6 protein-coding genes are annotated in these 11,759 nt (G+C 69.4%); 1 reads left to right on the top strand and 5 read right to left on the bottom strand.

All coding sequences use genetic code 11. The features are described from left to right. On the bottom strand, positions 1-5,995 hold a 5,995-nt coding region (locus tag NON22_RS13370), incomplete at its 3' end, for a beta-ketoacyl synthase N-terminal-like domain-containing protein (protein WP_257387436.1). Between the two features lie 123 nt (positions 5,996-6,118). Continuing rightward, complete coding sequence (locus tag NON22_RS13365; RefSeq protein WP_257387435.1) at positions 6,119-6,523, bottom strand: acyl carrier protein; 405 nt, start codon at positions 6,521-6,523, stop codon at positions 6,119-6,121. 348 nt (positions 6,524-6,871) lie between these two features. Between NON22_RS13365 and NON22_RS13360 the strand changes: the two genes are divergently transcribed. Continuing rightward, a complete protein-coding gene (locus NON22_RS13360; protein WP_257387434.1) occupies positions 6,872-8,170 on the top strand; it encodes a cytochrome P450 in 1,299 nt (432 codons plus the stop codon). 53 nt (positions 8,171-8,223) lie between these two features. Here NON22_RS13360 and NON22_RS13355 read toward each other — a convergent pair whose 3' ends face one another. From NON22_RS13355 to NON22_RS13345, 3 genes are all read right to left on the bottom strand, one after another. Beyond that, positions 8,224-9,027 carry an enoyl-CoA hydratase/isomerase gene (locus tag NON22_RS13355; RefSeq protein ID WP_257387433.1) on the bottom strand — a complete coding sequence of 268 codons (804 nt, stop codon included), beginning with the start codon at positions 9,025-9,027 and terminating at the stop codon, positions 8,224-8,226. 46 nt (positions 9,028-9,073) lie between these two features. Then, positions 9,074-10,294 (bottom strand): beta-ketoacyl synthase N-terminal-like domain-containing protein, encoded by a 1,221-nt coding sequence (locus NON22_RS13350; protein WP_257387432.1) that lies wholly within the window; start codon positions 10,292-10,294, stop codon positions 9,074-9,076. Between the two features lie 144 nt (positions 10,295-10,438). After that, the coding region (locus NON22_RS13345; RefSeq protein ID WP_257387431.1) for a sensor histidine kinase at positions 10,439-11,759 on the bottom strand (1,321 nt) is incomplete at its 5' end.

Raw genomic sequence — 11,759 nt, 5'->3', positions numbered from 1 at the left:
GTCCGCCGGCGCCGCCGGTGATCAGATAGACGCCGCGGTCGCGCAGCGGCGCCGCGGCGGCTTCCGGCAGCTCGATGCGCTTGAGCTTGCGCAGCGCGCGCGCGCCGTCGCGGCGGCGCAGGCTGACCGCATCGCCGGCGTCGGCGCGGAATTCCGCGCGCAGCGCCGCGAGCGTCGCGGCCGCATCGGCGTCGTGCCGGTCGAGTTCCAGCGCCTTGCACTGGATCTTGGGGAATTCCAGGTGCAGCGCGCGGAAGAAGCCGGCGACCGCCTCGTGCGCGAGCGCCGCGTCGGCGTCGCCGGCGACGTGCAGATAGACGATCTGCAGCTTGTGTTCGAGCTTGAGCCGGGTCAGCGCCTGGCACAGCGGCAGCAGCGAACGCACGCCGAACCTCAGCGCATCGTCGAGTCCGGCCTGCCCGGCCGCGACGTCGGCCAGCGCCCAGGCGAACGCAACGTGCCGCGGCATTGCGCCGTCGGCGGCGATCGCGTCGACGAGTTGCGCGAAGCCCGCCGCGTCGGCCGGCGCGAGCTCGAACGTGTCGGCGTCGACGCGCGCGAACGCCGCCGCCGGACGCGCGAGCACGATGCGGCGCGAGACGCCGTCGGCCGCGAGCTGGCGCCGGTAGTGCTCGCGCAGCGGCGCATCGCCGAACAGCAGGACGACCTCGCCCTGCTCCGGCGCGCCGGTCTGCACGTCGAGCGGCGCGTCTTCCCACTCGGGCGCGTAGAACAGCCGCGCGAAGCCGGACTCGTCGCGGCGCGCCGGCGCCTTGTGTACTTCGGCGATCGGCACGCCGGTCGCCTCGCGGATGCGCACGAGCACCTTGCCGTCGTCGTCGAGGATCAGCACGTTCTTGCGCGAGACGCGGGAATTCTCCACGCGCTCGTCGGTGTTCTCGGTGACGTAGCTCCAGCAGCGCGGCTGCAGCGGATGGATGACTTCCACCTCGCCGATCGAGAACGGCACGAGCATCTCGGCGCTGGCACCGCCGAGCTGGGCCGCGACGCCGGCCTGCAGCGCGCCGTCGATCAGCGACGGATGCAGTTGCAGGGAATCCAGATCGTCCAGGCGCGACGCGGGCAGCTGCAGCAGGCCGAGCGATTCGCGCTCGCCGCGGAACACCTCGTGCAGCGACTGGAAGCCGGGGCCGAGGTCCAGGCCGAAGGCCTTGAACAGCGGATACGCGTCGCGGCCGTCCATGACCTTCGCGCAGCGTGCGCGGATCGCGGCGAGATCGACGTACTCGGGCGCCGCGGCGAGCTCGGCGTCGCTCGCGTAGAGCACCTTGCATTGCGAGTGCAGCACTTTCTTGCCGCCCTCGCCGTCGCTGTAGACCTCGAGCTGGATCGCGTCCTGGGCCGGCTTGAGCTCGACCCAGGCCTGCGCGGGCGCGTCGCGCACGGCGATCGGGCTGACCCAGAGGATGTTGCGCAGCCGCCGCACGGGCCTGCCGGCGGCGAGCTCGCCGGCCTTGCGCGCGAGTTCGAGATAGGCCACGCCCGGCAGGGTCGGCACATCCATGACGCGGTGGTCGTAGATGAAGAACTGGCCGTCGTGGAAGGTCTTGCGGAACAGCTGGCGCTCGAACGTCGATTCGTTGCTGTCGACGAGCGGGTGCAGGCCGCCGCGCGACGCGGCGCCGGCGACGGCGCCCGGCGGCGTGACCGGCACCCAGTGGCGCTTGTCGGCGAACGGATAGGTCGGCAGCGAGACGCGGCGTCCGCTGCTCGCGCCGTTGACGCCGCGCCAGTCCAGCAGCACGCCTTCGGCCCAGAGCCGCGCGACCTTGGCCGGATCGCGGCGGCGCGACAGCAGGCCGATCAGCTGCTCGCGCTCGCTGCGGCTCATGAGCTTCAGCAGCACGTCGGCGTTCTTGACGTTGCCGGTGGCGACACCGTCGTGACGCTTGCCCGCGAGGAACAGGTCCAGGCGGTCGCCGAGCTCGGCATGCGTGCGCGCGAGCAGCGCGACGCGGTACTCGAACGGCTTGCGGCCGGACTGCAGGGTGAACGCGATGTCGCGCAGCGCGGACGGCTCCGGCCGGCGCAGATGCTCGCGCAGCCGCAGGGCGACGTCGGCGAGCTGCGCCTCGGTCCGCGCCGACAGCGGGAACACGTGGGTCTCGCCGTCGGTCGCCGCAGCGACGTCCACGGCCGGCGCGCTCTCGACGATGACGTGGGCGTTGGAGCCGCCGGCGCCGAACGAGCTGATGCCGGCGCGCAACGGCTGCGGCTGGCCGCCGACCTCGCGCGGCGTCCAGTCCTGCAGCTGCTGCTGCACACGGAAGGGCGAGGCGGAGAAGTCGATGTGCTCGTTGAGCTCGGCCGAATGCAGCGACGGCACGAGCTGCCGGTGCTGCAATTGCAGCAGCACCTTGCTGAGGCTCGCGACGCCGGCGGCGGCCTCGAGATGGCCGATGTTGGTCTTCAGCGAGCCGACGGCGCACCCGTGCAGCGGCAGCTCGTGTCCGGCGAACGCCTGGTTGAGCGCCGCCATCTCCAGTGGATCGCCGAGCTCGGTGCCGGTGCCGTGGGCCTCGATGTAGCCGATGCTCGCGGCGTCGACGCCGGCGCGCTCGAGCGCCGCGCGGATCAGGCCGGTCTGCGCCTTCGGATTCGGCACGACGAAACCGCTGGTGCGGCCACCGTGGTTGACGACGATGCCCTTGATGACGCCGTAGACGTGATCGCCGTCGGCGAGCGCCTGGGCCAGCGGCTTGATGTAGACCGCGCCGACGCCTTCGCCGGCGACGTAGCCGTTCGCGCCCTGGCCGAAGCTGCGGCAGACGCCGTCCCTGGACAGCGCGCCGCCGGACCAGTTGATGTCCCACTTGCTCTGGTGCAGGTCCAGATTGACGCCGCCGACGATGGCCGAGCTGCATTCGCCCGCGTAGATCGCTTCGCAGGCCAGATACAGCGCGGTCAGGCTCGACGAGCACGCGGTGTCGACGGTCAGGCTCGGACCGGAGAAGTTCATGCCGTAGGAGACGCGGTTCGCGATGCTCCAGAGGAACGAGCTCGGCGCCTGCGTGCCGCCGAAGTGTTTCTCCTCGACGCCGACGGTCTGGTAAGTGGCCCAGACAGCGCCGACGTAGACGCCGACGTTGGCCGCGCCGTCGTCGCGGTTCAGTTGTTCGGGGTAATAGCCCGCGTCTTCGAGCGCCTCCCAGGCCACTTCGGCGAACAGCCGTTCCTGCGGATCCAGCCGCTCGGCGTCCTTCGGCGGGATGTTGAAGAACAGCGAATCGAAGCGGTCGACGTCGTCGACGAAACCGCCGCGATAGCGCACGGTCGGCCCGTAGCGCAGGCGCTGCGCGTAGCGCTCGGCCGGCAGCTCCTCGATGCAGTCGCGGCCGTCGCGGAGGTTCTGCCAGAGCTCGGCGATCGTCCGCGCCTTCGGATAGCGCCCGGCCATGCCGACGACGGCGATGTCGCAGATGCGGCGCGCGCGCTGCGATCCGATATCCGCGGGTACTGGCATCGTCGTGAGGTTCCTGTCCAGGTCGGCGCCGGCCGGCGCGTCGTCGTCCGTGTGTGTATCCGGCACCGCGGCGACGGGCGCTTCGGCGCGGACGTGGTGATAGCGTTCGAGGGTGTACTGCGCGGTCAGCTCGCCGAACGACGCCGGCGCGTCGGCCTGCGGCAGCAGCTCGGGAACGTTCGCGAAATCGCGCCAGAGCGCCGTCAGCCGCTCGATGATCCGGTCGACCTGGCCGGGCTCCAGGCCCAGCGGCACAGCGAACCGGGCCAGCTGGGCGAGCTCGGCGCGGCGCTGCATGCCGACGCTGTGCGCGCCGGCGCGGATGCCGGTGTTGAGATACAGGCAGGCCAGGAACGACGCCATCGGCTGGGCGAAACCGGCCAGTGCCGGAATGCGCTTGACGTCGATCAGCACGCAGTGCCCGCCGACCGGATGCAGCACGGGAGCGCCGGCGTCGGCGAGCGCGCGCCAGACCGAGGCGACGGCGTCGAGACGGCGTTCGACCGCCGCTTCGACGAAGCGCCGGTCGCGCAGCGCCAGCGCGACGAGCTTGCGTTCGAACAGGTCCAGGCCGGTGCCGGCGCGTTCGGCCGCATCCTGCGCCGCACGCCGCAGCGCCGCGTCGTTGGTCGCGATCAGGCCGCCGAACGGAATGCCGAAATCCTTGGCCAGGCTGACGGTCAGCACGTCGGCGCAGGCCAGCATCTCGCGCATGAGCGGCCAGGGATCACGCTCCGCCGGATCCGCGCCGCGCTGCTGCAGGCGCGCGTTCTCGACTATGCGCGTCGCATCGAGCAGCAGAGGAATGCCGTGCGGCGCGAGGCGCGCGCGGACCTCGCGCAGATGCGGCAGCGAGACCGGCTGGCCGCCGGCGGCGTTGTTGCAGACTTCCAGGCAGACCAGCGCGATGGACGCGGCGTCCCTGGCCAGCGCCGCGTCGAGCGCGGCGAGGTCGAGCTCGCCCTTGCCGGCGTCGTCGGCGTCGAGCCGGAACAGCGCCGGATGCGGCAGCTCGCGCGGCTCGAAGTCGTTGTCGATCTGGTGATAGAGCTGGCTCGGGAACAGCAGGTTCTGCAGCACGCGGCCCTTGCGCGGCCAGGCGCGATACAGCGCCTGCTCGGCGCTGCGGCCCGAATCCGTCAGCACGAAATGGGCGAACGGAAAGACCTCGCGCAGGGCGTCCTCGACGTCGACGTGGCTCTGCAGCCGCGCATGCAGCGCGGACATGCGCGCCTCGATCGCCGGCAGCGCGAGCTGCGCCCAGGAGTCGGTCTTGAGGTCGAACTCGACTTCCGCCGCATCGAGTCGCAGCGGATTGAATCCCGCGGCGGCCAGAAGACGGCGGCGTTCGCCGGGCGGCGTCAGCGCGGCGGCGGCGTCAGCGGAGTTTTTTTTTTCGTGCCCCGCGTCGGCCGCGACGGGATCCGTGGCCACGGGGCTCGCCGGCGCCGCGATCGGCTCGGCCGGCAGCTCCGTGTGGTTCTCGGCGTCTTGTGTCTGCATGCGCAGGGGGTCGGCGATCATCATGATGATGTCAATCACGCTGTCCGGGTTGCCGCAGCCGGCCTTGCGGCACAGGAAGATGCTCTGCGCTTCGGGACGGAACTTGTTCTTGAACTGGAAGTTGCCCTGGTCGTTGAAGATCTCCTGCTTGTGCAGGTCGTCAAGGATCCGGTCGACTTCGGCGTCCGCGTTCGGCGACTGTTCGATGCGGCAGCCGTAGGTGCCGCCGAGACTCAGGACCGTGCGGCCCTCGGCGACGAGGATCCCGATGATGCGCACGATCGCGAATTCGAGTCCGCCGCGCGGCATGTCCGGGCCGTAGAACTCCAGGTCCATCAGATAGCCGTTGTCGGCGTCCGACAGCGGCGAGATCAGCACGACGTTCTGCAGCACGCCGTCGACGCGCGTGAGGAACAGCCGGTGGCGGCGATGCAGGGTGCCGGCGAGAATTTCCTCGCGCGCCGTGCGCACGAGCGGATTGACCTTGGTCTTGCCGGCGCACCAGCTGTCGATCACGCGCGCGATGTCGTTGTCGACCGCCGGATCGGTACCGCAGCGGTATTCCTCGACGGCGCAAGCGCCGGACTTCTCGAATGTGCCGACCTGGTAGCGCAGGCGCCGCATCGCGCCGCCTTCGAGCGTGAACGACGGCAGATCGAGGATGCGCTGGACCACGCCGAACGGCGTGGCCGTGAACGCCGCGCCGGCGATCTCGGCGATCGGCCGGTGCGAAAGGATGTTGAGCTGGTAGCCCTTGCGCTCGCAGTGCGCGAGCAGCTCCGCGGCGATCTCCGGGAAATACGCCTCGTGCCCCGTATAGGCGTACACGAGCAGGATCTTGCGATGCCGGCTGTAGTGGAAAAAGCCGCGCCGCCCGCTGCCGATGAACAGATTCGGCGCGATGTGCTGGATGCCGCGCGAAGCGGAGCCCTCGTTCTTGCACGTATCGAACAGCGTCTGCACCAGCGGGCCGAGTTCCGGATGCGCGATCGCATCCTTCTGCAGCATCAGGATCGGCGACGGAGCGGACGAAACCGGACCGTTCGCCGCCACGGCGACCGGTCCGCCCTGGATGCCAGGGGAAGTGCTAGCGTCTTCCACAATGACTTGCCTCGAAAAGCGTGACGAGCGTCAGGGCAAGGAGACTTCGCTCGCTTCCTGCAGCCGGTCGGCGAAAAGCTGCGAAAGCGTCTGTGCATGCTTGTCGGCGAAGTAGTTCGCCAGGTCGCAGATGTTGAAGTTCTCGAACAGCAGGGTCTTCGGCAGTACGCCGAAATCCCGTTCGAGACGGCGCAGGATCTTCAGCACCAGGAAGGAGTCGATGCCGAACTCCCGGAACGGCGTGAACGAGTCGAACGGATGTTCGGCCGGGTCCAGCGGCGGCTCGGCGGCTTCGAACGCTTCGAGCACCACGCCCCGAAGGTAGCCTTCGGTCAACTCCTGCAGCAAATCACGATCCATCTTGGATTCCCCCAATTTCCCCGTTACGACGGCCACCTCGACAGTGCCGGATTGTTCGCACTGTATATCGTTCAATAAGTGATACTTGGACGACAAGGAATTGTATGGATATCACTTAATAACCTTTAACGTCAAGGAAGCATTCGCGCATGCTCGACGGTCGAGCCCGCAATCTCTTGACGCGTAATTCACGTGCGCCAACGAGTTTTTCCGATGTACCAAGTTGCGCATCGCGCAAAACCTATACCCGCAACATGACACTGGCCTGACGTCTGCGAACTCCTTCACGACTGACCCCGGTGTCATCGACGAAATCGCTCATTCGATCACCGGTCCGGAGCGTTTCGCGTCGCGCGGACGTCTTGCCAACACGCGAACCGATGCTAGACTTTCCACTCTTGATCAATGAGAAAATGGTCATCCATGGAAACGGCGACGCTTGCTGCTCCCACCCTTCCCGGCGAGATCACCGCTACCCTCATCGATCCGTCGGCCTACGCCGACCTTCCGCGCATCAGCGACACCTACACCTGGCTGCGCCGGCACATCCCGCTCGGCGTGGCCACGTCGCGCGACTTCGACCCGTTCTGGGTCGTGACCAAGCACGCCGACATCCTCGAGGTCAGCAAGAACAACAAGGTGTTCCGCAGCGGCGACCGCGCGACGATCCTGACCGACCAGTACACCGACGCGATGGTGCGCTATCTGCGCGACGGCAGTCCGCATCTGGCGCGCACGCTCGCGCACATGGACGACCCGGACCACCGCAAGTACCGCGCGCTGACGAGCAACTGGTTCATGGCCTCGAACCTCGCGCGGCGCGAGCAGGCGATCCGCGAGATCGCGCGCTCGTTCGTCGAGCGCATGCTCGCCAGCGGCGGCGAATGCGATTTCGTCAAGGACGTCGCGGTGCACTACCCGCTGCACGTGATCATGCAGATTCTCGGCGTGCCGGTCGAAGACGAGCCGCTGATGCTGAAGCTGACCAAGCAGGTGTTCGGCAACCTCGACGAGGACCAGAACCGCACCGGCAAGGCGAAGCAGACGGCCGAGCAGGCGCTCATGGGACTCAACGGCGCCGTCGAGACTTTCTTCCGGTACTTCGACGTGATCACGCGCGACCGCCGCGCCAATCCGCGCGACGACCTCGCGACCGTGATCGCGAACGGGACGATCGACGGCGCGCCGATCGGCGGCTTCGAGGCGATGTCGTACTACTCGCTCGTCGCTACGGCCGGCCACGACACGGTCAGCGCGTCCACGGCCGGCGCAATCTCGGCGCTCTGCGAATACCCGGACGAACTGGCCAAGGTAAGGGCCGATCCGGCGCTCGTGCCGGGTCTCGTCGAGGAAGCGATCCGCTGGACGAGTCCGGTGCGCCATTTCATGCGCACGGCGTCGACGGACTACCGGCTGCGCGATCAGGACATCCGCGAGGGCGACTGGCTGATGCTCTGCTATTTCTCGGGCGATCGCGACGAGGACGTGTTTCCCGATCCGTTCCGCTTCCGCATCGACCGCTCGCCGAACCGGCAGCTCGCGTTCGGCTTCGGCGGCCACATGTGCCTCGGCCAGCATCTCGCGCGCATGGAAATGCGCGTGTTCTTCGAAGAGCTGCTGCCGCGCATCAAGTCGGTGTCGCTGGCCGGAACGCCGGCCCACTCCAAGGCCGTGTTCGTCGGCGGCCTGAAGTCGCTGCCGATCCGCTTCGAGGCCGCCTGACGCGACGCCGCGCGCCGCCGCCGGAACCGGCGCGGCGTGCGGTGTTCACTGCGTCACTGCTCCCACGGAAACAGGCCTTCCCGCACGTAGCGCGCGATCGCGCGCCGGTTCTGCTCGTCGGTGAACACTTCACGATTGCCGGCGACCGCCGCATCGCGGCCGGCCGCCAGCGGCGGGCCGAGCGTGACCGCGTAGCGCTTGTAGCGCGCGAGCGCCGTCGGCGAGAGGCGGCGCAGGCGCAGCACGTGACGGCGCAGCAACGGCTCGCCCTGCGCTTCGCAGGCGTCGACGAGGCCCCAGTCCACGGCCTGCCGCGCCGCGATCGCCTGCGCGTTCAAGGTCAGATAGTGCGCCTTCTGGAAGCCGATGCGGCGCATCAGGAACGGCAGCACGCAGGCCGGGTAGAGTCCGAACAGCAGCTCCGACAGGCTGAACTGGGCCGACTCGTCGGCCAGCACGATGTCGCTCGCGCCGATGAAGCCGAGTCCGCCGGCGTTCGCCTTGCCGCGCACGTACGCGATCACGACGAACGGTCCCGTCGCGAGCTTGAGCCAGAGGTCGTACATCGGCCCCGGCCCTTCGTGCGCCGCATATTCCGGCGCGCAGCCCGCGGTCACTTCCTGGAAATCGGCGCCGAAGCAGAACACCTCCGGCAGGCCGCTGAGCACGACGACGGCGACGCCGCGCCGCTCGCAGTCGGCGAGCACCTCGCTGCATTCGGCGACGAGCCGCGCGTTGATCGCGTTGTTCGCGTCGGGACGGTGGAACTGCAGATGACAGACGGTGTCCTCGAACCGCACCCGAATCGTGTCGAGGTGGGCGAACTCCGCTGCGATGACTTCGGCCGCTACGCTCATGCACTCCACTCCAGCTGTTACGGATGGCCGCTCCGGTGAGCGGCGTCTAGGCGCAGGAGCGCCAGCACAGGGCGGTGTTCATGCCGCCGAATCCCATGCTCAAGGTCAATGCGTTCCCGATGCGGTGCGCCTCGCCCTGCGCGGCGACCCAGCGCAGATCCGGGTCGATCGGGTCGTCGAGGTTGCGGGTCGGATGCAGGCGTCCGGCGCGCATCTGCAGCAGCGTGGCAATCACCTCCACGGCGCCGGCGGCGCTGAGGCCGTGGCCGACCAGCGACTTCGTCGCGTTCAGGCGCGCCTGCGAAAGGCCGCATTCGCGCAGCGCGCGCAGTTCGGTCTCGTCGCCGACGATCGAGCCGGTGCCGTGCGGGTTGACGTAGTCGATCGCCGCCGCGTCGAGCCCGGCCTGCGCGAGCGCCGCGCGTATCGCGCGCGTCTCGCCGCGCAGCGACGGATCCGGATTGCGGTTGCCGTCCATCGCGACGCCCCACCCCGCCAGCGCCGCGTAACCGCCGATGCCGCGGCGCCGGCTCGAGGCCAATGACTCGATCACGAGCGCGCCGGAACATTCGCCGAAGATGAAGCCGTCATGGTCGCGGTCGAACGGCCGGCAGGCCAGTTCGGGCGATGCGGCGAAGCGATCCGAACCCATCGCGCCGATCGCGCGGAAGCCCTGGCATTCCCAGTACGACAGATCCATCAGCGCGCCGACCGCGATGCAGGCGTCGACCTGTCCCGACAGCACGGCCTGCGCGGCCTGGATCACTGCGAGCTGGCCGCTCGCCGACGCGCCGCCGACCGTATAGGCCAGCCCGTGTATGCCGAAGTGCGCCGTGCAGAAGCCGCAGAGGTCGGTGTCCATGAAGGACAGCGCGTAGGTCGGCCGCAGGAACGCGATGCGCCCGGCATACGCGTCGTGGACGTTGACGAGCTCGCGCTGCTGCACGTTCGAACCGCCGACGACGAGACCTATGCGCTGCGGGTCCAGTTCCGCGAGTCGCGCCTCTTCCCAGGCCTCGTGCACGACGGTCAGCGCCGCGGCCGTCGACAGCGACGCGGTGCGCAGCAGCTGGCGCGGGATCTGCTCCGGGACCGCGAGCTCGCCGAACTCGGCGCCGAGCAGCGGCGCGTCCTCGCGCCGGCGGCCCGGCCGCTGCATCACGCCGAACGCGCTGCGGCCGGCCAGCAGCGACTCGCCGAACCCCTGCTTGCCCTGGCCGATGGCCGATACCACGCCCATGCCGGTGACAACCAGGTCCGTAGCCATCTGCGATTCCGTGCGGGGAGCGCCGGGCGAGCGCAGCGCGCCGGCAGGATCCGCGAGTTTGCGGGCAAGTCGTGCGCTTGTGCAAGAAGGGAGACGAGCGGATTTGACCGATTGTGCAAATCCGCGCAAACCCGCGCGGCGGCGTCACGGAACCGTCGCGGAACGCGACAGTGGCACCTTGAGCCGCGCGACCGCACCGGCCGCGTCGGTGCGGTTCTCGAGGCTGACCTGGCCGTGGTGCCTGGCGGCGATCTTGCGGCACAGCACGAGCCCGACGCCGGCGCCGCCGGGCTTGGTCGTGTAGAACGGCACGAACAGGTTGCCCGGATTGCGGATGCCCGCGCCGTTGTCGAGCACGGCGAACTCCACGGCGCCGCCGGACACGCGGCAGGAGAAGCGCACCGGCGCCGCGCTGCCTTCGTTGGCCTCGACCGCGTTCTTGACCAGATTGATCAGCGCCTGCTCCAGATGTACCGGATCGCCGAACAGCGTCGCCGGCGGCGCCTCGCCGTCGCCGACGACCGCGCCCGGAAACATCGCGAGCACGCGCTGCATGAGCCGCGCGGCCGGGAACTCCACTTTCTGCGGCTCCGGCAGGCGCGCGATCCGCGCGTAGACCGAAATGAATTCCTTGAGCCCTTTCGCGCGCTGCGCGATGACTTCCAGGCCGTCGCGCATGATGTCCTGCTGCTGCGCGGCCTCGCCGCGCGCCACGACGCTCTCGAGCGTCTGGCACAGCGACATGATCGGCGTCAGCGAGTTGTTGACCTCGTGGCTGATCACGCGGATCAGGCGCTGCCAGACCAGGATTTCCTCCTCGGCCAGCGCCAGGCGCAGATCGACGATGAACACGATGCGCGCCGGCCGGCCCTGGTGGCGGTAGAACTGCTGGCTGACCTGCCAGCGGCTCTCGGCGCCGGGGAAGCGGAATTCGACGACGCGCGGATCGCTCGAGAACGGAATCGCCGCGAGCGGCGTGCCGGCGAAGTCGGTGCCGACGAGCTGTTCGGCCGGCCGGCGCAGCAGCTGGGCGGCGAGCGGATTGACCAGGCGGATGCGGTCGAACGCATCGCAGGCGACGATCGCGACGCCGATCTGGTCGACGACCCGCTGCAGCACGCCGAGCAGTTCCTGCTCGGTGTGCCGGCCCGCCTCGAGATCGCCGATCAGCACGTTCAGTTGCGCGTAGAGCTCGCCGAGCTCGCCGGGCTCGCGCCCGTGCGAGGCCTTGATGCTGAAGTCGCGCGCATGCGCGGCTTCGACGAGATTGCTCAGCGCGCGCACGCGCCGCAGCACGGTCGCGCGGACCGCGACGGCGACGACGGCGATCCAGACCAGGCTGGCCAGGGCCAGCGCTTCGGCCCGGTGCGGCGGCAGTGCTTCCCGCAGCGCGAGCAGCAGGATCAGGGCCGGCGGGATCGCGGCACTCGCGATCGCGAGCAGCAGCCTCGCGCCCGCCGACAGG

The sequence above is a fragment of the Tahibacter caeni genome (assembly GCF_024609805.1).
GTDB lineage: Bacteria > Pseudomonadota > Gammaproteobacteria > Xanthomonadales > Rhodanobacteraceae > Tahibacter > Tahibacter caeni.
The sequence above is the reverse complement of the archived record's forward strand: the minus strand, read 5'-3'. Positions and strand labels throughout refer to the sequence as shown.